The organism is Sediminivirga luteola, from assembly GCF_014639315.1.
Taxonomy (GTDB): Bacteria; Actinomycetota; Actinomycetes; order Actinomycetales; family Brevibacteriaceae; genus Sediminivirga; species Sediminivirga luteola.
Window position 1 is genome coordinate 343,195 of the sequence record NZ_BMFY01000002.1, and the last position, 23,471, is coordinate 366,665.

The following is a 23,471-nucleotide window of genomic DNA, read 5'->3' on the forward strand; positions in this document are numbered from 1 at the left end:
TGAGTGCATATGTATACTACAACTACCAAACCACTCGGCATGGAGGCCAGCAGCACAGGAGAGGTTCACCACTATGGCAGAGCAGGCACTCGAGATCCCCACCATCGACATCAGCGGCGGCCCCCGCGAGCGCGGCCTCCAGTACGGTCGCCAGGCGGGTGAGCAGATCGACGCGTCGATACGCTTCTACAAGGAAGCCTTCAAGGACTCCTCCGGACTGGAGTGGGACCAGATCGTCAAGCTCGCGGAACACTGGGTGGATCGCGCCACCGAGTACGCCCCGGATCTCGTGGAGGAGCTGCGGGCAGTCGCCGAGGGCGCAGATCGCGACTTCCTGGAGCTGATGGCGATCAACGCCCGCGGTGAGATCGTCTACGACAAGAAGTTCGCGGACCTCGTCGGCGGCGAATGCACCACATACGCCGTCATGCCGGAAGGCTCCGGCGACGGGCACGTCTACGCCGGCCAGAACTGGGACTACCTGTGCGGTGCGATGGACTCCATCATCATGCTGCGGATCCGCGGCGAAGGGGATCCGGACATCGTCATGCAGATCGAGGCTGGCCAGGTGGGGCGTCACGGCGCCAACTCTGCCGGGATCGCCCTGCAGGTGAACGGTCTGGGCGGACGCTACGGCTTCAAGGGTTTCGGCGTCCCGCAGCCCTTCGTACGCCGACGCGTGCTCCAGGCCTCGAACATCAGCGAGGCGCTCAGGCGGGTGTTCCACGCACCCCAGCAGGTCGGCGCGAACTACCTTCTGGCCACGCGGGAGGGCACCGCGATCTCCCTGGAGACCACCCCGGGCGAGCGGACCGGCTGGCTCTATCCGGATGGAGACGGCATCCTCGTGCACGGAAACCACCATGAGGCTCACATTCCCACCGGTCAGGACGGACCATACATCCCGATGTCGATGAGCTCGCTCTACCGGGTCCCGATCGTCCGCCGGGAGCTGAAGCGCGTGCTGAAGACAGCCGACGGGGAACAGACCCGGCGAGCAATCGCCGCTGCGCTGGGCAATGCGGACTTCGCACCCAACTCCGTATGCGCGATGCCCGATGCCACGCTGCCGGCGACCAAACAGTGGCAGACCGTCGCGGCGACCATCGTGGATCTGACCACCGGCGAATATCTGCTCTCGGACGGCCTGCCGAATGAGCGCACATTCAAGACACTTCCGTGGAACCTGTACGAGTCGGCGGACCGCGTGCCTGCCTGATCCGCAGTTCCGAGCGCTGACGCCGCGGTCGCCGTGACCCCGGAAAATCCCGGGCCGGTCCGCGGCGTCAGTGCGTTCGCGACCACCGCAGGCGCCTCACCGGTGCCGTTCCCTCGGAGCGGCCACACGCCCCCTGGCCGTACGATTGAACTGGAAGAACATCGCACGCCACGAGGGAGCAGGGGTATGGCCGGGCGGCAGGAGCACGGCGCGTCCGGACATGAGCCGGCCGCGCCTCCGCGGCCATCGGGACATGGTCGGCCGGCCACCCCTTCGTCGCTGGCCGGGCAGGATCGGCTGCCGCATCTGCCCGCCGACGATTTCCGCGTCGAGCGCCCCGGCCCGCGCTGGTGGCCGCACGGGCTCTTCCTCACCGCCGCGCTGCTGGTCCTGGCCGGGGTGAGCATCCCCCTCACGAACATCCTGCTCTACACCCCCGAGCGGACGGTCAAGGCGTATCTGGAGGCGGTCGCCAAACAGGACGCTGATGACGCTCTCGCTCTGCTAGGCCTGACCGCCGATCCGGAATCGACGCTGCTGAGCGAGGAAGTTCTCGCCGCCGCCGCTTCCCTGCCGTCCGCGATCCGCATCGAGGACACCGTCCGCCACGAAGACGGCACCGCGGAGGTCACCGCGAGCTTCCTGCTCGATTCGGCCACGCACAGCCTCACCCTGCCCCTGCGCCGGGCAGACACCGGATGGCTGCCCTACGAGCAATGGCAGATCGACGTCGAGGCGCTCCCGACCCTGGACATCTCCGTCGACGGTAGCCCCACCGCCCAGGTGAACGAGCAGCTGGTGAGCGTCGAGGGCGATCCCATCGAGGTGCTGTTCCCCGTGTCGTACCTGGTGGACTTCGACTCCGCGTGGTTCACCGCGCAGGCTGAGCGCAGCGCCGTGATCCAGCCGGGTGAGACCGCGTCCCTGCGCCTGACCGCCGAACCCACCGAGTCCCTGACACGCGAGGTCGAGCGACAGCTCGGCATCTTCCTGGAGACCTGCGCCCAGGGCACCACGCTCGCCCCGGCCGGCTGCCCGTTCCAGTACCGGACCGACAACGAGATTCTCGACGAGGTCCACTGGGAAGTGACCGAGCCGCCACGCGTCACCCTCGGCCGCAGCGAGGAACGCCTGGCGATGCCGGCCACCAGCGGCACTGCCGAGGTCCGGGGCCGGGAACGGGACATCGTCACCGGTGAGGAACGCGATTTCGAGGCCCCGGTCGAGTTCTTCCTCGGTGCCGAGGTGACCGTCCTGGACGGCGCCGTCCTGGTGGCGCCGCGCGACGCCGGCTTGGAGCAGAACTGACGCCACGCCTGGCGGCACGCTGGCGCGAGACAAGGTGCGGTCCGCGGCTCAGTAGCCGAAGGCGAGGGGCGCCTCCGCCGCGGTCTCCACCCACACGGAACGCGGCTCGCTGTACTCCCGCAGACCGTCCAGCCCGCTGGAACGGCCGTAACCGCTCTCCTCGAAGCCACCGAACGGCGACATGACGCTGATCGTCTTGTACGAGTTGATCCAGACGGTCCCGGCCCGCAGGGCGCCGGCGACGCGATGCGCCCGGCCGGCATCGGCGGTCCAGACCGCGCCGGCCAGACCGAAGTCCGAATCGTTGGCGATCCGCACCGCATCGGCCTCGTCCTCGAACGGGATCGCGGCGAGCACCGGGCCGAAGATCTCTTTGCGGGCCACCTCATCGGCGTTGCCGACGTCCCGCAGCACCGTGGGCCGGAAGTAGAAGCCCTCGGCGCCGGGAACCGCGCCGCCCGTGGTCAGGCCCGCGCCGGCCCGCACCGCCGCCTCGACCATCTCGCCGATGCGTCCCAGCTGCGCCCGGTTCTGGACCGGTCCGATCTGCGTGTCCTCGTCCCAGGGCGCTCCCACCCGCAGCCGGGAGGCGAACTCGGAGAGCTCGCCGACGAACTCGTCGTAGCGTGAACGCTGCACCAGCAGGCGCGAACCGGCCACGCAGCTCTGCCCGGCCCCGGAGAACACCGCGGCGGCGGCCCCGCCCACGGCACGGCGCATGTCCGCGTCGTCGAAGACGATGTTCGCGGATTTCCCGCCCAGCTCAAGCACGCACGGCTTCAGCGTCTCGGCCGCGGCGACCGCGACGGCCCGTCCGGTACGAGGTGAGCCGATGAAGACCACCTTGCGCACGCGGGCATCCCGGACCAGGGCGTCTCCCGTGCTGGCGCCGAGTCCGCCGACCACAGTCAGCGTCCCCTCCGGCACCCCGGCCTCGACCGCGAGCTTCGCCAGGACGGCCGTGGTCAGCGGCGTCAGCTCCGAGGGTTTGATCACGATGGCGTTGCCGGCCGCGAGCGCCGGAGCTGCCTGCCAGCCGGCCGTGAACAGCGGCGCGTTCCACGGTGTGATCGCCAGGACCACGCCGTAGGGGACCCGCTGCGTGTAGTTCAGGTGGCTCGTGGGCACGGGAATCACCTCGCCGTGCTGCTTGTCCGCCCAGCCGGCGTAGTACTCGAACATCTCGGCCACCTTGGTGACCTCTGCTCTCGCGTCGCGCAGCGGCTTGCCCGCGGTCACCGACTCCATCAGCGCCAGGTCCTCCAGCGCCTCCCGGACCGCGCCGCCGAGCCGGAACAGGATCCGGCCCCGGTCCGAGTGGGTCATCGCCTGCCAGGCGGAGGCTCCCCGGACGGCGGCCGCCACGGCCTCGGCGGCCCGCCCCGCGCCGGCGTCGCGGTAGCGCAGCAGCACGGAACCATCGGCGGGGTTCTCCAGCGTGATCTCCGTACCCTCACCGGGCCGGGGCTGCCCGTCGATGACGGTCGGCGCCGGCTCGCCGCCCAGATGGGCGCGCAGCAGGTCCAGTGCCGTTCGGGTCGCCGTGGTCAAATCCGTTCTCCTGTCGTCGGTCGTGCCATCAGATTGAAATCCGCGCCCGGGTCGCCGGCACTGCGCTCCTGCCAGGTCCCGGCCGAGTGCGCTGCCAGCGGGAGTTCCGCGCCGAGGTCCCGGCCGGTGTCCACCGCCAGCGAGATGTCACGTGCCATCAGACCCATCGGGAAGCCGCTGTCGAAGGTGCCGCTGAGAATCCAACGGGGCAGGTTGACCTCGGTGACGGCGCTGCGGCCACTGGCGCCGTTGACCGCCGCGAACACCTTCTCCGGGTCGAGGCCGGCCGCCTCGACGAGGCCCAACGCTTCCCCGGTGATCTGAAGGTGCACGGCGCACAGCATGTTGTTGACCAGCTTCGCCACGGCTCCGGCGCCGGGACCGCCGACGTGCGTCACCTTTCCGGCAAGGACCCTCAGGACCGGATGGGCTTGCTCGACGGCGGTGTGCTCCCCGCCGAGGAAGACCGTGAGCTGCCCTGCTGCGGCACCGCTTGGCCCGCCGCTGACCGGCGCATCGACCAGAGCGTGCCCGGCATCGGCCAGCACCGCGGCCAGGCGCCGGGTGACCAGCGGGTCCGCGGTCGAGGTATCCACGACCAGGCGGCGGGGCCGGCCCGGGACGGTGAGGCCGGCATCGGCGAGTACCCGTTCCACGACGGAGGACCCCGGCAGCGAGAGGACCAGGGTGCCGGCACGGTGCACGGCCGTCTCCAGGTCCACGAGCTCTGCGCCGGGAACCACGTCCACTGACGCGGCGGGATCGACGCCGAGCGTCCGGATGCCCGCACGCACCAGCGTGCCGGCGATGCCACGTCCCATATTGCCCAGCCCGACCACCGCGACGATCTGCTCCGGCCGGCTCAGCCCATCAGACCGGCTCATCCCATCAATCCCAGGGTCAGATGGGCCACGACCGCCGAGCCGAGGAACGTGCCGATCAGGACGAAGACGCCCACGATGAGCAGTTTCCAGCCGGATCGCTTCACGATGTCCAGCTCGCGCGTGGTGATCGCCAGGCCTGCGAAGGCGAGGCAGGGCACGGACAGTGCCAGGAAGTCGATCTCGCCGACCATCTCCACCACGAACCCGCCCCAGGGGAAGGCCGGGATGCTGGCCAGGATGCCCACCACCGAGACCCAGGCGACGGCCGGAAGCCGCAGCCTTGCCGTGGGGCGGGCGATCAGGATGCCCAGGACGGCGATGGCCGCCAGGACCAGCATGCCCAGCGCCGCCCGGCCCGGGCTGAGGTCTGTGGCGATCAGCTGTGCGAGCCAGCCCATCGGCAGGACCACTGCGAGTGCGATGAGTTCCACGCCGAGCGGCAGCTTGTCCGGCGTGCGCGCTCCCGGCTGCAGTGCGGGGGTCGGTGCAGTGCTCATCGGTCTCCTCCAGTCGACGCTCCGGCGGATGCGGGAGTGGCCTCGGGCCGGCCCCATCGGCGGTACATCCATTCGACCGCCGGCAGCGCGACGAAGAGTGAGAGGTACATGCCGGTGGCATAGGTGAGCAAGTTCGACGACCCGGCGAAGGCCAGGATGGTGCTCTCCATCTCCGGGACCGCTGCGGCCAGCGATCCCGAGCATGCCGCCATCATGGAACCGCTGCCCACCCCGCACGCCATGGCGAGGGCGCGGATGTCGAAGACGCCGGTCGAGGCGATGAACGAGGCCATGACCGAGTAGAGGATGGTGCCGAACAGCGTGCCCACGACGTACACCGCCAGGACGCCGGTGCCCTCAGGGCTCTTGAGGCCGTACCGTTCGGCGACGATGGCGATGCTGGGCTCCCGGGCGACGGAGAACGTCGCGCCCACGGACTCGCGTCCGAGCTTCAGCAGCCAGACCGCCAGCGGGAAGGCCAGGATGACGGTGCCCAGATTGCCGAGCTCCTGCAGCAGCAGCGCCGGCCCGGCGGCGATGATCTGCTCGATATCGGGGCCGATGGTGGTGCCGAACTTCGCGATGAACGGCATGATCGCCACCACGATGAGCGGTGAGGCCGCCGCGACCTCACGGGACTTCAGGAACGGCTGGAACCGGCCCACGATGCTGGGGTTGAGCACCAGCCCCAGCACGAAGGCGTAGAGCAGCGGCAGGAACATGATGACGCCGACGCCCAGATCCAGTTGCTGGATCCCGATGAGCTGCGCCACCAGCACGAGGACGGCGGCCGCGACGTACAGACGCCAGGCGGCTCCCACATCTCTCACTGATGTCATGACGGACCCTTCTACAGATGTCGGATCGGCAGCGGTTGGCTCGTCTCGTCACGAGACGCCCGCAGGCCTTTGAGCCAATGTATGGAGGCTTCGCACCCATTGGAATCAGCCATGTGACGCCAGTTACACTCAGCAGATGCGACATCTGTCGAGGTGGGTATCGGGACGGGAGACGTGACCGAGCGGTTCGTGGACGAGATCGTCGACACCATCGCGCGCAAGCTCGGCCGGAACGTCGTCCTGGACGACCCGGAGAACCGGCTGCTGGCATACACCACCGTGTCCCCTTCCACGGACCGTGCGCGCACTCATCAGGTGCTGATGAAGTTCCCGCTGGACGACGTCCGCCAGCGCCAGGCGGTCGCAGCCCAGCACTCGCAGCCGTTCCAGCTGCCGGCCGATCGCGAAGCCAGCTTCTTCGCGCGGCTGGGGATCCCGCTCTTCCACGGCCGCTACCGCGTCGGGACGCTCTGGGTGCAGGCGGACGACTACGACGACGATCTGGAACAGCCCGCCGGGATCGTGCCGGAGCTGAGCACGCATTTCCGCCAGCTCGCCGCCTATCTGCACGGCGACCGGCTCGCCCTCGCGCTGGGCCGTGCCATCGACGCCGGGTTCATCGACGCCCTGATCCACGATGCGAATGCCGCGCACACGAGTGTCTCCGAACGGATCGGGGAACCCTACGCCGTGCTGGTGATGGTCCCGGCCGGCCCCGATGAGGCCTGGCCGGTCGCCCATGTCCGGCAGCGCATCCTCACGCAGGTGCTGCTGTCCGTCACGGCGAACCTGCGGCTGCCGTTCCTGGGCGGCGCCGATGCCGACCACGGGGTGCTGGCGATCGCCGCCCGCGCCCGGGGTACGCAGCTTGCCCGGCTGCAAGAGGCCATTCGGGCCCAGGTGCGCACCGAGCTTTCGGTCGACCGCGTCGCCCTGGGTGTGAGCGCCGACTTCAGCTCCGGGGACCGGCCCTCCCGGGCGTTCCGGCAGGCACTGGCCGCGGCGCAGGCGCAGGCGGTGGACCCGCTGGTCGCGGCGGACTGGGACCGGATCGGGATCTACCGGTACCTGGCGATGATGCCGGATCCGCCGCAGCTCCCGGACGGCCGGCTGGGCGCGCTCCTGGCCGTTCCCGGCGCGGACACCCTGATACGCACCCTCGAAGCCGTCTACGACTCCTCCCGGCCGAAAGCCGAACTGGCCGCGGCCCTGCATCTGCACCGGGCCACGCTGTACAACCGGCTCGCCCGCATCGAGCGGATCATCGGCGCCGATCCCCTGCACCAGGACGTCCGGCTGGAGCTGCACTTCGCGCTCAAGGCGCGTCGCTGGGCCCGCCGCCCGCTGCGGGCCCTGGAGTCCCGCTAGCTGGCCGGCTCTAGGCCCGGCTCGTCCCGGCTTACAGCGAGACGAGGAAGAGCGTCCCGGCGAACACCAGGCCCGAGGCGATCAGCACGACGGTGGTGTATCCGAGGATGTCCCGCATCCTCAGGCCGGCGATGGCCAGCAGCGGGAGCGCCCAGAACGGCTGGATCATATTGGTCCACTGATCGCCGTAGGCCACCGCCATGATCGGGATCGCGGGGTCCACGCCCAGCTGGTCGGCCGCCTGCAGCATGATCGGGGCCTGCACCGCTATCTGCCCGCCGCCGGAGGGGACGAAGAAGTTGACCAGGCCGGCGGCGAGGAACGCCAGCACGCCGAAGGTCTGCGCATTGGAGATCGAGACGAAAGCGTCGGAGAAGATCTCGATCAGGCCCGTGCCGGCCATGATCCCCAGGATCCCGGCGTACAACGGGAACTGCAGCAGGATCTCGCCGACATTGGAGGCGGCGCGCTTGGTCAGCTCGATCAGCTCGAACGGGTTCTTCACCAGGAGGAAGATGAGCGCCAGGAAGGACCAGTTGACGATGTCCAGTGTGAGCGAGCCGCCGCCGGAGAAGTGGATCGCCAGATAGGCCACCAGCATCAGGCCGGGCAGCAGCGTGACGATGCGGCTGGCGTCGATCCTGTCCGCCGGCGTCTCGACGGTCGCCTCGGCCGGCGCGTCCTGCTCGCGGGCGTCCTGCTGCAGTTCCACGATCGAGTCCGCCGAGCGCGGTGCGACCAGGAACAGCGCCAGGCCGACGACCACCACCGCCACGACGATGGCGATCAGGTTCCAGCCTGCGAAGATGGTCTGGGACACCGGCAGCGGATCGCCCAGGTATTCGGCGACGAAGGAGTCCGGCGTCGCCGCGGTCAGCGGGCCGGAACCGGAGTAGCCCATGTGCCACACCACGAAACCGGCGAACGCCGAGGCCACCAGCATCGGGAAGTGCAGCCGCAGGCCCCGCTCGCGCCCCTGGTACGCGACCTCGCGGGCCAGCAGGGCACCGACGACCAGACCCAGTCCCCAGGTGATGAGAGAAGCCGCGGCGGCGACGACGAAGACGAAGAGATAGGCCTGCATCGGCGTCTTCGGCACCAGCGCCAGACGGCGCAGCAGCGTACGGACCGGGCCGGTATTGGCCAGGATGTGCCCCAGCAGCAGGATCAGCGCCATCTGCGTGATGAACGCCAGCAGGCCGGCCAGGCCGTCGCCCCACTCGCGGACCACGTCGACGGGCCCGGCATCGGTGAGCAGCAGGGACAGCAGCGCCACCACGAAGGTGAGCACGATGGCGAAGACAAGAGCGGACGGGATGAAGCGTTCGACGACGCGGTTGACCGGGCGCATGGCCCGGGCCACCGCGGAGGTCTCGCGTTCCGGTGCGGGAGTCGCCATTGACGTTCCTCACGAGAGAAGACGGGCCGCGTCGGCGCGGTCCGTGCACGGACGGTTCGATACGCGCCAATCGTAATGGACGATCCCGCCTTCAGGACCGGATCGTGAGAATATGCTGGCGCGCTACTGGCTAGACCAGTAACATGGCTCACAATCTTTCCACCGTCACGACTGTCACGACGACGAGCCGCGAAGCTGCCGCCATCGAGACTTCGCCCCTCCTAGGAGAACCCCGATGAGACCACGCCCCCGCGCGCTGATCGCGGCCGCCCTCACGGCGGTCCTGATCAGCGGCTGCGCCGTCGGCACGCCTGAATCGCAGTCGGCGGAGGGCGAGATCACCGTGGCGCTGGGCGCCTCACCGGTGAACCTCGACTACACCTCCTCCTCCGGCGCGGCCATCCCGCAGGCGCTGCTGTACAACGTGTACGAGTCGCTGTTCAAACTGGACGCCAACGGCGAGCTTCAGCCTCTCCTGGCCGAGGACTACGTCATCTCCGAGGACCGGCTCACCTACACCATGTACCTGCGCCAGGGCGTCACCTTCTCCGACGGCACGCCCATGGACGCCCGCGCGGTGAAGTACAGCCTGGACCGGCTGGACGAGTGGACCACCGCGCCCGGCGGACTGCTCAGCGTCATCGAGTCCACCGCGATCGTGGACGACCACACCGTCAACGTCCACCTGAGCGCACCGGACAATATGCTGCTGGACAACCTCGCCGGACCCGGCGGCACGGTGTTCAAACCGGGCACCGAGGGCGAGCTCGCCTCGACTGCCATCGGCACCGGTCCCTACACGGTGGAGTCCTACACGCCGGGCACCACGCTGCGCATGGTCGCGAACGACGACTACTGGGGCGGCGAACCACCGGCCGAACGGCTCACCCTGGATTACTACGCGGATATGACCGCGCAGACGAACGCCCTGCTCTCCGGCGGCGCCGATGTCGGCCTCGCCCTTCAGAGCCCGGAACTGCTGAGCCAGTTCGAGGACGATCCGGCCTTCGTCGTCCACGAGGGCACCACCAACGGCGAGATGGTCATGCCGATCAACATGCGCCGGGAGCCCTTCGACGATCTCCGGGTGCGGCAGGCGCTCCGGCACGCGGTGGACGGTGACGCCGTCCGGGAAGTCGCCGCCGAAGGGTACGGCGCGCCGCTGAACAGCCTCGTCCCGCCCACCGACCCCTGGTACGACGACCGGCCCGACCCCTACCCCTACGATCCGGACCGGGCCCGGGAACTCCTGGCCGAAGCAGGAGCCGAGGACCTGGTCATCGACTTCAAGGTGCCCAGCCTGCCGGTCTACCAGACCACCGCGCAGGTCGTCGCCTCGCAGCTGCGCGACGTCGGCCTGGACGTGCGCACCGAGACCCTGGAATTCCCCGCGGTGTGGCTCGCCCAGGTGTTCTCCGGCCACGACTTCGACATCACCGTGATCAACGTGGTCGAGCCGAAGGACGTCGTCCAGTTCTCCAATCCGGACTTCGTCTACGGGTACCAGAACCCCGAGGCCGACGAGATCCTGAACCGGGCGCGCACCGGCGACCCGGACGACTACGTCCCGCTCATGCGCGAGTACGCCAACCTCGTCTCGGATGACGCCGCAGCCCACTTCCTCTACCTGACCCCGTGGCTGACGGTGTCCCGCGCGGACATCGAAGGCGTGATGCCCAATCTGGCCGGGGAGTCCTACGACATGACCCAGATGCGCCGCACGACAGACCAGAACACCGGTCAGGACGGGAGCTGAACATGGTGATCCGCATCCTCCGGCAGCTGGGCGTCTTCCTGCTGACCGCGCTGGCCGCCTCCGTGGTGGTCTTCACTCTGCTCTCCGTGGTCCCGGGCGACCCCGCGGAGGTGGCGCTGGGGACCTCCGCCACACCCGAGGCGCTGGAAGCCCAGCGCGAGGCCATGGGCCTTGACCAGCCGGCGCCCGCCCGCTACGCGGAGTGGATCATGGGACTGGCCACCGGGGACTTCGGCGTCTCCGCCGTCACCCAGCAGCCGGTCATCGACGAACTGGCACCCCGCCTGGGCACCACGCTGCTGCTCGTCGGCGCGGGTATGGGCGTGGCGTTGATCGTGGCGGTGCCGCTGGGCATCGTCGCCGCCATCCGCCACAACAAGCCCGACGGGGCGTTCTTCTCCGGTCTGTCACAGCTCGGCGTCGCGGTGCCGGCGTTCCTGGCCGGCATCCTGCTGATCACCGTGTTCGCCGTGCATCTGCGCTGGTTCCCCTCCGGCGGCTGGGTCCGGCCCGGCGACGGCTTAGGAGATCTGCTGCGGCATCTGGCGCTGCCGGCCTTGTCCCTGGGGCTGGTCCAGGGCGCCGTGCTGGCCCGCTACGTGCGCTCCAGCGTGCTGGACGTCAAGCGCGAGGACTACCTGCGCACGGCCCGCGCCAAGGGGCTCTCCCCGAACCGGGCGCTCATGAAGCACGGGCTGCGCAATGCCGCGATCCCGGTCCTGACGGTCTCCGCGGTCCAGCTGACCGTGGTCCTGATCGGCGCCGTCGTGATCGAGCGGGTCTTCGTGATCAACGGCCTCGGCGATCTGCTGCTGATGAAGATCGACACCCGCGATATGCAGTCCGTCCAGGCCATCGTCATGGTCCTGGTGCTGGCGGTGCTGCTGATCAACCTGATCGTGGACATCCTCTACACCATCATCGACCCGAGACTCCGGGAGCGCGCATGAGCCCGACGACCCCCACGCCGTCGAACCAGCAGACCGGCGGGACCACAGCGACCACGGACAGCCCGGGCACCGGCAGGGCCACCGCCCGGCCCAGGCGCCGGCTGGAGCCGAGCATCGTCATCGGCGGCTCCCTCGTCGCGCTCGTGGTGCTGGCGGCGCTCCTCTCGCTGATCTGGACCCCCCACGATCCGATCCCGGTCAACGTCGACGACCGGCTCCAGCCCTCCAGCGCCGAGTATCTCCTCGGCACCGACCGCTACGGCCGCGATGTGCTGAGCATCCTGATGTACGGAGCGCGGCTGACCCTGCTGATCGGGCTCACCGCCGTCGCCGTCGCCGCCGTGCTAGGTGTCCCCGCCGGCATCGCGGCGGCCATGGGCGGCAGACGGATCGACGCCTTCATCATGCGCATCGCCGATGTCGCCCTCGCCTTCCCGGCGCTGCTGCTGGTGATCGTGTTCGGGGCGGCCTTCGGCGCCGGCACCTGGACCGCGGTCGCCGCGCTCGGCTTGGCCGCCGCGCCGTCGTTCGCGCGGGTCGCCCGGGCTGGCGCGCTTCAGGTGGTGGGGCGGGAGTACGTCACCGCGGCCCGCGCCGCCAACCGGACCCCGCTGTACATCGCCGTCCGGCACGTGCTGCCGAACATCTCCGGGCTGCTGATCGTCCAGGCCTCGGTCGCCTTCGCGATCGCGGTGCTGGCCGAGGCGGCGCTGTCCTACCTGGGCTTCGGCACCGAGCCGCCGACGCCGTCCTGGGGCCGCCTGCTTCAGGAGAGCCAGAGCTACCTGTACGACCACCCGATGCTCGTGGTGTGGCCCGGCATCGCGATCGGCATCACCGTGCTCGGCCTCAACCTGCTCGGTGACGGCCTGCGTGACCGCTTCGACCCCAGGATGGAGGGCCGCCGATGAGCCCCGAGAACCCTGCAGAGAACACCCCGCCGCGGCCCGGCTCGGCCGCTGGGAACGGGCCCGCCGGTGCAGGACGCACCGATGCGCCTCGGTCAGCCGGTACTTCAGATCCCGGCCCCGGTTCCGGTGCCGCCGCAAAGGCGGGCTCGCCCGGCGAGGCCGGCGGGCAGCCCGCGGTGCGGATCCGGGATCTGCGGGTCGCCGGCCCGGCCGGAGAGCTCGTGCACGGCATCGACCTGGAGATCGCCCCGGGTGAGCGGGTCGGCCTGATCGGCGAGTCCGGTTCGGGTAAGTCCCTCACCGCGTTCTCGGTACTGGGTCTGCTGGACGAGCAGCTGTCCGTCAGCGGTGAGATCACGATCGCCGGCAGCGAGAACCTCATCGGCGCCTCCGAGGCCCGGTTCGGCAAACTGCGCGGCACTGTCGCCTCGATGGTGTTCCAGGAGCCCATGACGGCCCTCAACCCGCTCATGCGGGTGGGCGATCAGGTGGCCGAGACGATGCTCGTGCATGGTACCGTCAGCGGCCGGGCCGCAGCCCACCGGAAGGCCGTTGAGCTGCTCGATCAGGTGCGGCTGCCGGACCCGCCACGGATCTCCCGGTCCTACCCGCACCAGCTCTCCGGCGGCCAGCGCCAGCGCGTCGTGCTGGCCATCGCGCTGGCGAACGATCCGGCGGTGCTGATCGCCGATGAACCGACCACCGCCCTGGACGTCACAGTGCAGGCGCAGGTTCTGGAGCTGATGGCGCAACTGGTCCGCGAGCGCGGCTCCTCGCTGCTGTTCATCAGCCACGATCTGGCGGTGGTCGGCTCGATCACCGACCGGGTGGCGGTGATGAAGGACGGCGAGATCGTCGAGTCCGGACCGGTGCGCGAGGTGTTCACCGCGCAGCGGCATCCCTATACCCGTGCCCTGCTGGAGGCCTCCGATCTCAGCGGCGAGGTGCTCGGCGATGCGGCATCGGGCGCGCGGTCCGGCAGTGCCGGGGACACCGCGGGTACGGCCCCGCCGGTGACCGCGACGAGCACCGGCGGTGCGGGCACTGCGGCGACGACCTCGGGTACGGCCAGCGCCGCGGCCGGACGTGACACATCGGCGGACGAGGTTCACGACCGGGTCGCGACACCCCGGCAGACGCCCGTCGCGGGAGTTCGCGCCGCGTCCGCTCCTGCAGCCGCCCCGGCGGCGCCGGGCACGGGGCCGGAGCATCGCTGGGACGGTGACGAGGTCACCGGTGAGCGGATCTACAACCAGGCAGAGCAGCCCCTCATCCGGGCCCGCGGCGTCTCACGGCTCTACCGGCGCGGCGTCCTGTCCTCGGCCCGGACCTCCCGCGAGGTCAAGGGCCTGGACGACGTCTCCTTCGACATCGCCCCTGGCCAGCAAGTCGGCCTGGTCGGCGAGTCCGGCTCCGGCAAGTCCACGCTCATCCGGCAGATCTGCGCACTAGACACCCCGACGTCGGGCGAGATCGAGATCGCCGGGATCACCCTGCGCGACGCCGAGGGCCGTGAGGCCGGGCGGAAGGACCTGCATCGCATCCGCGAGCAGGTGTCGATCGTGTTCCAGGACCCGATGGCCTCACTGGACCCCCGGATGCGGGTGCGGCAGATCGTGGCGGAACCGCTGATCGGCGTCCCCAAGGCCGAGGCCGCCGAGCGGGCCGCCGAGGCGTTGTCCTCCGTGGGTCTGGGCGCCGATGCCCTCGACCGGTTCCCGCACCAGTTCTCCGGCGGTCAGCGGCAGCGCATCGGCATCGCCCGCGCCCTGGTGACCCGGCCGAAGATCCTGGTGGCCGACGAGCCTGTGTCCGCCCTGGACGTGTCCGTGCGCGGGCAGGTGCTGGACCTCATCGCGGAGCTGGCCCGGGAGAACAACCTGACCCTGCTGTTCATCTCACACGACATGAGCGTCGTCCGGCACATCTGCGACCGCGTGATGGTGATGTCGGCCGGACGGATCGTCGAGGCCGGGCCCACGGAGGAGGTCTACTCCGATCCGCGCCACGAGTTCACCAGGAAGCTGATCGACGCCACGCCGAACCTGGCGGAGGTGCTCCACGGCGCCTGAGTCAGCCGGCGCGGAACGAACGGGCCGGCTGTGCCGGGGCGGATCGAGTGCTTCGATCAGCCGGATCGGAACGAAAAGCCACCGCCGTTTCGAAAATCCACCGCCAATCACGGGTGGTTTTCTCAAACAGCGGTGGGTTTCGCGGGAGAGGCGGCAGCAGTGACCGACCGGCCCAGAACGGAACAGGCCTGGCCGCCGGAAACTGTCGGTCTCCCGCCGCTGGACCGGGCGTCACGGCTTCGGGGGTTTCGCGGCCCCGGTAGCCCGGCTGCGGTGATCCAGCCCGGCAGACGATGCCCGCGTCCGCGCAGATGACAGGCCCGCGTCCGCGCAGGTGACAGGCGGACGACAGAACCGAACAACGAGAGAAGGAGACGCCGATGTCCGATCCGGGACTCGCCGCGCTGACCGCTACCGAGCTGCTGGCGGGATACCGCGAGCGGCGGTTCACGCCCGTCGAGGTGCTGCAGGACGTCGAGGCGCTGATCGACGCCGGTGAACCGGAGCTGAGTGCCTTCTACGTGCGTGAGCCGGAGGTCGCCCGGACGCAGGCCGCGGCCAGCGCGCGTCGCTGGGCCGAGGGCCGCCCGGAGGGAATCATCGACGGCGTGCCGATCACCCTGAAGGAGAACATCGCCACCGCCGGGACCCCGACGCCCTCGGGCACCGCGGCGCTGGCGGACAATCCGCCGCACACCGAAGACGGTCCGGTGGCGGTTCATGTGAAACGTGCCGGTGGCGTCCGGCTGGGCAAGACGACGATGCCGGACTACGGCATGCTGTCCGCCGGGGTCTCCAGCCTGCACGGCATCACCCGCAATCCCTGGAACCCCGCCTGGACCTCCGGCGGATCGAGCTCCGGGTCCGCCACTGCTGCCGCTGCCGGCTTCGGTCCGCTGCACGCCGGCAGCGACATCGGCGGTTCCGTACGGCTCCCGGCAGGCTGGACGGCGCTGGCCTCGCTGAAGCCCACCTGGTCGATCATCCCGGTCGACCCACCCTACCTGGGCCGGGTGATCGGACCGCTGGCCCGCTCGGTCGAGGATGTGGCGCTGTCCATGGCGGTGTTCGCCCAGCCCGACGCGCAGGGCAGGGATTACACGCACACCACGAGCGAGCAGGACTGGGCATCCGTCTGGGAGCGTCCGCTGCGGGACGAAGATCTGCGGGGGGTGCGCATCGGCGTCCATGTGGATGCCGGCGGCGGACTTCCCACCGAGCCCGCCATCGCCGCGGCCGTGGAGGCTGCCGCCGCGGTGTTCGCCCAGGCGGGCGCCACGGTCGAGCGGATCGAGCCGTTCTGCTCCCAGGAGCTGCTGACCCTGGTGGACCGGTTCCTGCGGTTGCGTTCCTGGGCCGACATCAAGGCGCTGCCGCGGGACCGCCGGGCCAAGGTGCTGCCCTACATCCGGGAGTGGACGCTGGGCGCGGCGGATATGAGCGGCATAGAGGCGATGGAGGCGTATCACGGGACGGTGCGGCTGCGGGCAGCCACGCACGCCGCGACGCACGGCTTCGACGCGGTGCTCTCCCCCGTTGCACCCAATGGTGCCGCCCCGGCGGAGTGGCACGCACCGACGAACGATCCCGACACGGCGCTGGAGCACATCGGCTACACGCTGCCGTACAACCTGTCCGAGCAGCCGGCCGCCACCGTCAACGCCGGGTTCGACGAGTCCGGCAGGCCGATCGGCCTGCAGATCGCCGGTCACCGCTTCCAGGACGTTCAGGTGCTGCGGCTGGCCCGCTGGTATGAGCAGGCCCGCCCCTCCTCCGCCGTCCCGGCGTGGCCATGGGGCGGGCGGCGGGACTGACACCGGCGGGGCGGCGGGACTGACACCGGCGGGGCGGCGGGACTGACACCGGCGGGGCGGCGGGACTGACACCGGCGGGGCGGCGGGACTGACACCGGCGGGGCGGCGGGACTGACACCGGCGGGGCGGCGGGAGTGACGCAGCGCGAGTCGGCCTTCGATCGCACTGCTTCCTGCGCTCCCGACGTGATCGCCCTCACGCGGCGATAGAATCGAGAACCCGGCATTGCCGGGTCACGAGCCAGGTGAGGAGCCACGATGTTCAGGACGGTCGGCCGGACCGACGCCCATGCGGCGATCGTGAACCAGGTGGAGACCGCCATCGCCGAGGGGCGGCTCGGGCCGGGCGACCGCCTCCCCGGCGAGCGCCAGCTGATGGAGGAGTTCGGGGTGTCCCGGCCGACCATCCGGGAGGCGATGCGGGTGCTCCAGGCCACCGGGATCGTCGAGTCCACCGCCGGGGACCCCCGCGGGCCGGTGATCCTGCCGTACTCCACCACCGTGCTGCAGAAGTCGCTCCACCGTCTCTCCGCGCATGGCGGCGCCTCGCGGGCTCAGCTGCTGCAGTTCCGCCTCATGCTGGAGGGCACGGCCACCCGCCTGGCCGCCCGCGTCCGCACCGAGGAGGACCTGGTGCGGATCCGCGCCGCGCACGACGCGCTGCAGCGCGCCACCGAGCGGGCTGAGGGATTCGGCCGCGAATCGGACGAGTTCCTCGCGGCGGTGCGCTCCGGGGCGCACAACCCGCTGCTGCAGATGTGCGGGCAGGTGTTCGCCACCACGATGCGTTCCCTCGCCGAGGACGTCCTGGCCCGCAGCGCCGACCGCCGCGCCCGGCTGCAGGTGAGCGCGCACTGGGGCCGGCAGGTGCTCACCGCCCTGGAGGACGGCGACAGCGAGCGCGCCGCCACCGCCGTGGTCACCGGCCTGTACTTGTACTACGCGGACGACCTCGATGAGGATGAGCGGGTGGCGCTGGCGCCCCTCGCGGCCGGTGCCGACCAGCTGGGCTGAGGAACCGGCTGGTATGCCGGACCAGCCGTGATGACATAAGGAGCATGATGGGACGACCGTTCACTCAGGTTGATGTCTTCACCGACCGTCTCATGCTGGGCAATCCCGTGGCGGTGGTGCACAACGCCGAAGGTCTGGACGACGAGGCGCTGGCCGCCTTCGCCCGGTGGACGAACCTCTCGGAGACGACGTTCCTGCTGCCGCCCACGGACGAGCGCGCGGACTACCGGTTGCGGATCTTCACCCCCGGCGGGGAGCTGCCTTTCGCCGGTCATCCGACCCTGGGTTCGGCGCGGGCCTGGCTGCATGCCGGCGGGGCGCCCACGCACCCGGAGATCATCGTGCAGGAGTGCGGGGTCGGCCTGGCCCAGGTGCGTCACGCGGGTGAGCGGCTGGCATTCGCCGCGCCACCGCTGCGGCGTTCCGGGTCCGTCGATGAGCCGCTGGCCACGCAGGTGAGCGCCGCGCTGGGGCTGGACCCCGGGCAAGTCCGGGGTATCGAGTGGATCGACAACGGTCCCGGCTGGCTCGGTGTGCTCGTCGACTCCGCCGAGACCGTCCTCGGGATCGAACCGGACCAGCCGGCGATGCCGGTCCGCGCCGTCGGCGTGGCCGGCCCCTACCCTGAGCCCGCTGCGGGTGAGCCCCTGCTGGAGGTCCGGGCGTTCGTCGGCGGACTGGGTGTGCCGGAGGACCCCGTGACCGGCAGCCTCAACGCCGGCCTGGCCCAGTGGCTGATCGGCGCCAGGATCGTGCCCGGTAGCTACACGGCACAGCAGGGAACCCGCCTCGGCAGGCGCGGCCGCATCCACATCAGCCAGGAAGAGGACGGCCTCTGGGTCGGTGGCGACACCGTCATCGGCGTCACCGGCACGGTCACCTTGGCCTGACTGTGCGACCGTCTTCGCTTCAGCCAGCGGACCACGGCAAGTCCACCATGAGATGGCTGCGCATCCGCGTGGGCATGATCGCCGTCGTGTGCGCCGCCATCACGGCATTCGCCGCTTATGTCCTTTTCCAGGACGGGCCGTTCAGCTGGCTGCTCGCAACGTGCTTCCTGCTGTTCACGGTCTGGATTGCCGTCGCGCTCCCCCTGTTCGTCTCCGCGGGCAGCCGGCGGCTGCAATCGAGGCCCCGGGACGGGGGCGTGGGGCTCAACAACTCCGGGGGCATCACCGTCGTCCTGGCGCTCCTGACAGCGACATGCTTCATGGCGGTCATCGGTCTCGTCCTCACCTGGATGGAACCGGCCGGGAGAGCCGCGGGCTTCACCGGCTCGTTTGGCTTTGCCATCGTCCTCGGCCTGTTCGTCGCCGTAGGCATCCCAGCCATCGCGACGATTGTCCATCACCGCATGCGCGGCGGAGGTCTCCTTCTCACGCCCGAACTCATCGCGTACCAGACGTTCACGCGCCGGCGCACCGTCGCCTGGGCCGATGTCGTGAGCGTCTGGCGGCCAGCGGGCCGGAACAGCGTGATCCTGGTCAGTCCCCGGGCCAGCCCGCTGAGCATTCCCTGCGGTCTGCTCCGCATCTCACCGGCGACTCTGGCTGATTTCCTCGAGCACTACCGGAGCACGTCTGCCGCACGTGAAGAGCTGTCCGGCCACCGTGCGCTGGAGCGGTTCGAGGCGCTTGCGGAAGAACGCCCCTAAACCGCTTCGTCCTCGACGAAACCCGTCGAGGCGCTGGAGGGTCGCAGTCCCCTCAGGGCCGGAGGTTCTCCACCCACACGTCGTAACCGAGCTTGACGATGAGCACCGCCATGGCAGGATTTACCGCCTGCCAGCCGCCGATAGGCCCTGCTCATCAACCGTCATACGCGCAGCTCCAGTCGTGGCAGGGATTCCAGCAGCTTCCGGGTATACGGTTCGCGCGGGTTGGAGAAGATCGCGTCCGCATCGCCTTGTTCGACGGCGAGACCGTTCTGCATCACAAGGACACGGTCGCTGATGTGGTGAATAACGCCCAGGTCATGAGAAATGAACAGATAACTGACACCCAGCTGCTGCTGGAGATCGGCGAGGATATCCAGGATCTGCGCCTGCACGGAGACATCGAGCGCCGAGACCGCCTCATCGANCGGAGACATCGAGCGCCGAGACCGCCTCATCGAGGACGATCACCTCGGGATTGGTCGCCAGAGCCCGGGCAATGGCCACCCGCTGCCGCTGACCCCCGGACATCCGCAATGGCCAGGCGTCCAGATGCACCCGGCCCAGGCCGACGGCTTCGAGCAGTTCCACGGCACGTTCACGCGCCCGCCCGGCATTCGCGGGGTCGCCCAGGCGGATCGCGTCGGTCAGAATCCTGGAGATCCGCCAGCGAGGATCGAACGAGCTGAGCGGGTCCTGATATACCACCGCGATGCGTCGCCGGATCGAACGGCGCACACCGGCAGGCGCTGCGGACCATGGCTTGCCTTTGAAGGTCACCTCCCCTTGATCCGGGGTCTCAAGGCACAGCGCAATCCGTGCCAGCGTGCTCTTCCCGGAACCGGATTCACCGACGACGCCCAGTGTCTCGCCGTGCTTGAGCTGGAACGAGACCTCGTTGACGACGGTGCGCCGGACCTTGTCCGGCCCGCGGAAGCTCTTGGTGACCCCCCCGGGCTTCCAGCAGAGGAATGTCCCCCTGCACGTCAGACGCGGCGCGGTCCGGGAACAGCTCAGCGGCTGCGACCCGTCCTTCATGGGAGAGCCGCGTTCCCTTGGTGTGCTCGCTGGGCACAGCGTCGATGAGCTGGCGGGTGTAAGCATGTTGGGGTGCGCGCAGGATCTGCTCAGTCTCACCGGCCTCCACGATCTCGCCGCCCTTCATCACCAGGACGCGGTCAGCGACCCTGGAAACCACCGCCAGATCGTGGCTGATCAAGATCACGCTGGTACCGCCTGCAATCATCTGCTCCAGCACTGCGAGCACTTGCGCCTGCACAGTCACGTCCAGCGCGGTGGTCGGCTCGTCAGCGATCACAATCCCCGGATCGAGCGCGATCGCCGACGCAATCAAAGCACGCTGGCGCAGGCCACCGGACAGCTCCCCGGGCCGTTGCTTCGCCCGGATCTCGGGTTCGGGCACACCGACCCGCTCCAGCAGCTCCACAACGGCGGCCCACCGCGCCGAACGCGCCATTGATCGGTGCAGGGCGACCGCCTCCGCGATTTCTTTGCCGACCGGACGCAGGGGGTCGAGCGACACCAGCGCATCCTGCAAGATGAACCCCACCTTGCTGCCCCGCACCCCGCGCCACCACGCATCAGACCGGTTGATCAGCGTTTCGTCGTCGAGTTCCAACGCTTCCGCCTGGACGATGGAGTTCTCTCCCGCCAGGCCCAGAAGGGTCCGGGCGGTCACGCTCTTCCCAGAGCCGGATTCACCCACCAGAGCGATGCATTCGCCACGTTGAAGATCGAACCCGACGTCCTTGACCACCTGCCTAGGGGGACCGTCATTCCTGCGGAAGGAGACGTTGAGACCACGCACGCGGAGGCGCAGATCATTGCCCACGGCGATATCGGTGCTGGCAACCATCAGTTCTCGACTCCTTCTGACTGGTCTTGGATATACCGGCCGATCTGGGTGAAGGAAAGTGCCACCAGGACGATCGCAAGGCCCGGAAATACCCCGAGCCACCACGCGACGGTGATGTTGGTCTTGCTGGCATCCAGGAGCACGCCCCATTCCGAGGACGGCGGTGCCACGCCCAGCCCCAGGAACGAAAGACCCGAAGCCCAGACCACGGACTGGCCGATGCCGAGTGCGACCAATGCCACCAGCGGCCGGAAAGCATTGGGAGCGATGTGCTGGGCGAAGATGGCCAGGACTGAGTGCCCCAGAGCGCGTGCCGCCTCGACGTAGCCGGAGGTCTTCACGCTGAGAGCCTGAGCCCGCACCAACCGCGCGTAACCGGGTGCTGTCCCGACCCCGACAGCCACGATGAGACTCTCCGCGGACGGACCTAGTACGGAGACCAGCAGCAGAGCCAGCAACAGGGTCGGGAACGCCAGGAAGACCTCCAGCACACGGTTCACCGGCTCCGCTACCCAACGGGGGCCGAGGCCCGCCAGGAAGCCGAGGACGATGGCGCCTGTGAGCGCGATCGACATGGCCCCCAGTCCGATCAGGAGTGATTCCTGGGCACCCCAGATGATCCTGCTATAGAGGTCACGACCGGCGTCATCGGTACCGAGCAAATGCCCGAGCGAAGGACCTTGGAGCGCGCTGCCGAGGTCGGTCGAGACCGGGTCGTGGGTGGCCAGTACTCCAGGAGCCGTAGCGGCGACAGCAAAGAACAGCACCGTCAACCCTGCCACGGCGACGCTGAGCGGCACCCGGCGGAAGAGTCTCCACCGGCTTCGCGTGGCGGGAGTTGGAGTGAGGCTGGCGACAACGGTCATACGGTCCCCCTCAGGCGCGGATCGACCGCCACGTACACGAGGTCGACGATGAGATTGATAACGACGTAGAAGGCGCTGATGAGGATCACGATGCCTGAGACCAGGGCGAAGTCCATGGTGCTGACGGCATTCACCAGGACGGCACCGAGCCCGGGTCTGGCGAACACGGACTCCACCAGCACCGCACCGGATATGAGGCTCCCCATCGCCCAGCCTGAGAGGGTGATTCCGGGTATGAGCGCATGCCGCAGCACGTGGCGGCTCCGTACACCCAGATCGTTCATGCCGCGAGTCCGGGCGGAGAGCACGAACGGTTGTCTCATCGCACGGTCGAATTCACTGCGAGTGGCCTGCCCGATGAACCCTGCCAGCGGTACCGCCAGAGCGAGCGCGGGGAGCACGGTGCCATGAACCGAAGCACCGCCGATGACGGGGAACCATCCCAGCCCGATGGCGAAGATGAGCAACAGCATGATCCCGGCCCAGTACTGGGGAAGCCCCGCCGTCACCGACTCAATGGCAGACCCCACGCTACGCAACCGCGCACCGCGACCGGCGGTGAGCAGCGTCCACGGGACGGTAATGATCCACGCAAGGAGGAGCGCCGTGATCGCCAGGGTGAAGGTCGGTCCGATCTGCTCACCGATGATGGCGGTCACGGGCCGCTGCAGTTCGTAGGATTCTCCCAGATCACCGCGAAGCAGACCCAGCAAGTAGTTCACGTACTGCACCAGGAGCGGGTCGCTGAAGCCGTACTGCTCATTGATGGGCGCGAGTTCTTCCGGGGTGCGGTCGATGGTCTGCCCCGACCGCAGGTTCAACAGGATAGTGGCCCGGTCGCCGGGCAGCGCGGCGAGCGCCAGGAAGGTGACGGTGACCGTTCCCCACACCACGAACAGCGCCGAACCGATCCGCAGCAAAACTCGGCGGGCCGATAGCAGGAAAGGCCCTCGCCGATCAGTTTCCGACGACTGCTGGGGAGGCACTGCCGGGGCGGATGCCAAGACAGACATTGGATCACTCCACGAAGTAGGCGTCGTTGAAATTGAGCAGGCCGTTCCCCTGGTCTTGCCAGACACCGTGCAGGTCCCGGGAGATGGCGACGTTGTAGGTGAAGTTGTAGACCCCCACGGCAATCGCCTCGTCCTGGAACCACTGCTGCAGCTGGGCGTACTTCTCTTCCCGGAGAGCGGGGTCCGGTTCACGCTGGGCGTCAAGGATCTGTTCCTCGATCTCGGGGTCGTTGAAGAACGACGTGTTGTTGCCGTTGCGGGCGTCTCCCAGTTGGGCACGGTAGACGATGTCGAGGATGTTCGGTGACGGCCAGACCCAGTAACCGAAGCTGAGTTCCTTCTCATCCGGCGCGGAGTACGCGCCGGAGAAACCCTCCGTCTGCGTCAGCGGGATCAGCTTGGAGTGACCCCCTAGATTCGGTCCAGTAGTTATGTGAGTTGCACTAGCGCCCGCCCTTAGCGGGAGGAAGACTGGTGTGAC

General features: G+C 69.2%; 21 protein-coding genes and 1 pseudogene. 11 read left to right on the plus strand and 11 right to left on the minus strand.

Annotated elements, in window-relative coordinates; translation table 11 throughout:
• The first annotated feature begins 73 nt into the window (after window positions 1-73).
• A complete protein-coding gene (locus IEW13_RS03345; RefSeq protein WP_188549492.1) occupies window positions 74-1,219 on the plus strand; it encodes a C45 family autoproteolytic acyltransferase/hydrolase in 1,146 nt (381 codons plus the stop codon).
• A gap of 186 nt (window positions 1,220-1,405) precedes the next feature.
• Window positions 1,406-2,527 (plus strand): hypothetical protein, encoded by a 1,122-nt coding sequence (locus IEW13_RS03350; protein ID WP_188549493.1) that lies wholly within the window; start codon window positions 1,406-1,408, stop codon window positions 2,525-2,527.
• Window positions 2,528-2,575: 48 nt separating this feature from the next.
• On the opposite strand, the gene IEW13_RS03355 is transcribed toward IEW13_RS03350, so the two are convergent.
• From IEW13_RS03355 to IEW13_RS03370, 4 genes are read right to left on the minus strand one after another with little or no spacing between them, the layout of a single operon-like run.
• Window positions 2,576-4,078: an aldehyde dehydrogenase family protein gene (locus IEW13_RS03355; RefSeq protein ID WP_188549494.1), complete on the minus strand. Its 1,503-nt coding sequence runs from the start codon at window positions 4,076-4,078 to the stop codon at window positions 2,576-2,578.
• Window positions 4,075-4,962, minus strand: a complete 888-nt coding sequence (locus tag IEW13_RS03360) for an NAD(P)-dependent oxidoreductase (RefSeq protein WP_188549495.1) — start codon at window positions 4,960-4,962, stop codon at window positions 4,075-4,077. Before IEW13_RS03360 ends, IEW13_RS03355 begins: the two co-directional genes overlap by 4 nt.
• A complete protein-coding gene (locus IEW13_RS03365) occupies window positions 4,959-5,459 on the minus strand; it encodes a hypothetical protein (RefSeq protein WP_188549496.1) in 501 nt (166 codons plus the stop codon). Before IEW13_RS03365 ends, IEW13_RS03360 begins: the two co-directional genes overlap by 4 nt.
• Window positions 5,456-6,298: a DUF3100 domain-containing protein gene (locus IEW13_RS03370; RefSeq protein ID WP_188549497.1), complete on the minus strand. Its 843-nt coding sequence runs from the start codon at window positions 6,296-6,298 to the stop codon at window positions 5,456-5,458. The genes IEW13_RS03365 and IEW13_RS03370 overlap by 4 nt, the downstream gene beginning before the upstream one ends.
• A 174-nt stretch (window positions 6,299-6,472) precedes the next feature.
• Between IEW13_RS03370 and IEW13_RS03375 the strand changes: the two genes are divergently transcribed.
• On the plus strand, window positions 6,473-7,666 hold the full coding sequence (locus IEW13_RS03375) for a PucR family transcriptional regulator (protein WP_188549498.1): 1,194 nt from the start codon (window positions 6,473-6,475) through the stop codon (window positions 7,664-7,666).
• 31 nt (window positions 7,667-7,697) lie between these two features.
• Here the strand turns inward: IEW13_RS03375 and IEW13_RS03380 are convergent, their stop codons facing one another.
• Window positions 7,698-9,065 (minus strand): short-chain fatty acid transporter, encoded by a 1,368-nt coding sequence (locus IEW13_RS03380; RefSeq protein WP_188549499.1) that lies wholly within the window; start codon window positions 9,063-9,065, stop codon window positions 7,698-7,700.
• A gap of 235 nt (window positions 9,066-9,300) precedes the next feature.
• On the opposite strand from IEW13_RS03380, the gene IEW13_RS03385 reads away from it, so the two are divergent.
• The 8 genes from IEW13_RS03385 to IEW13_RS03420 all read left to right on the plus strand — a co-directional run bounded on the left by IEW13_RS03385 (window position 9,301) and on the right by IEW13_RS03420 (window position 19,235).
• Window positions 9,301-10,821, plus strand: a complete 1,521-nt coding sequence (locus tag IEW13_RS03385) for an ABC transporter substrate-binding protein (RefSeq protein WP_188549500.1) — start codon at window positions 9,301-9,303, stop codon at window positions 10,819-10,821.
• A gap of 2 nt (window positions 10,822-10,823) precedes the next feature.
• Complete coding sequence (locus tag IEW13_RS03390) at window positions 10,824-11,771, plus strand: ABC transporter permease (protein WP_188549501.1); 948 nt, start codon at window positions 10,824-10,826, stop codon at window positions 11,769-11,771.
• Complete coding sequence (locus IEW13_RS03395; RefSeq protein WP_188549502.1) at window positions 11,768-12,682, plus strand: ABC transporter permease; 915 nt, start codon at window positions 11,768-11,770, stop codon at window positions 12,680-12,682. Before IEW13_RS03390 ends, IEW13_RS03395 begins: the two co-directional genes overlap by 4 nt.
• On the plus strand, window positions 12,679-14,754 hold the full coding sequence (locus IEW13_RS03400) for a dipeptide ABC transporter ATP-binding protein (RefSeq protein WP_188549503.1): 2,076 nt from the start codon (window positions 12,679-12,681) through the stop codon (window positions 14,752-14,754). The genes IEW13_RS03395 and IEW13_RS03400 overlap by 4 nt, the downstream gene beginning before the upstream one ends.
• Window positions 14,755-15,134: 380 nt before the next feature.
• A complete protein-coding gene (locus IEW13_RS03405; RefSeq protein ID WP_188549504.1) occupies window positions 15,135-16,568 on the plus strand; it encodes an amidase in 1,434 nt (477 codons plus the stop codon).
• A 257-nt stretch (window positions 16,569-16,825) separates the two neighbouring features.
• Window positions 16,826-17,581, plus strand: coding sequence for a FadR/GntR family transcriptional regulator (locus tag IEW13_RS03410; RefSeq protein WP_188549505.1), 756 nt, complete (start codon window positions 16,826-16,828; stop codon window positions 17,579-17,581).
• 47 nt (window positions 17,582-17,628) lie between these two features.
• Complete coding sequence (locus IEW13_RS03415) at window positions 17,629-18,471, plus strand: PhzF family phenazine biosynthesis protein (protein ID WP_188549506.1); 843 nt, start codon at window positions 17,629-17,631, stop codon at window positions 18,469-18,471.
• 47 nt (window positions 18,472-18,518) lie between these two features.
• Window positions 18,519-19,235: a hypothetical protein gene (locus IEW13_RS03420; RefSeq protein ID WP_188549507.1), complete on the plus strand. Its 717-nt coding sequence runs from the start codon at window positions 18,519-18,521 to the stop codon at window positions 19,233-19,235.
• Window positions 19,236-19,396: 161 nt separating this feature from the next.
• On the opposite strand, the gene IEW13_RS17730 is transcribed toward IEW13_RS03420, so the two are convergent.
• From IEW13_RS17730 to IEW13_RS03440, 6 genes and pseudogenes are all read right to left on the minus strand, one after another.
• On the minus strand, window positions 19,397-19,630 hold the full coding sequence (locus tag IEW13_RS17730) for an ABC transporter ATP-binding protein (RefSeq protein WP_308420793.1): 234 nt from the start codon (window positions 19,628-19,630) through the stop codon (window positions 19,397-19,399).
• 25 nt (window positions 19,631-19,655) lie between these two features.
• Entirely contained in the window at window positions 19,656-20,099 is a 444-nt protein-coding gene (locus tag IEW13_RS17735) for an ATP-binding cassette domain-containing protein (protein ID WP_308420795.1), read from the minus strand.
• The gene (locus tag IEW13_RS17740) at window positions 20,083-21,111 is read right to left on the minus strand and encodes an ATP-binding cassette domain-containing protein (RefSeq protein ID WP_308420794.1); all 1,029 of its coding nucleotides are present in this window, start codon (window positions 21,109-21,111) and stop codon (window positions 20,083-20,085) included. Before IEW13_RS17740 ends, IEW13_RS17735 begins: the two co-directional genes overlap by 17 nt.
• Window positions 21,111-21,977 carry an ABC transporter permease gene (locus IEW13_RS03430; protein WP_188549508.1) on the minus strand — a complete coding sequence of 289 codons (867 nt, stop codon included), beginning with the start codon at window positions 21,975-21,977 and terminating at the stop codon, window positions 21,111-21,113. Before IEW13_RS03430 ends, IEW13_RS17740 begins: the two co-directional genes overlap by 1 nt.
• Window positions 21,974-22,897, minus strand: coding sequence for an ABC transporter permease (locus IEW13_RS03435; protein WP_229744907.1), 924 nt, complete (start codon window positions 22,895-22,897; stop codon window positions 21,974-21,976). The genes IEW13_RS03430 and IEW13_RS03435 overlap by 4 nt, the downstream gene beginning before the upstream one ends.
• A 97-nt stretch (window positions 22,898-22,994) precedes the next feature.
• Window positions 22,995-23,471: pseudogene (locus IEW13_RS03440) on the minus strand (hypothetical protein); the annotation flags it as partial.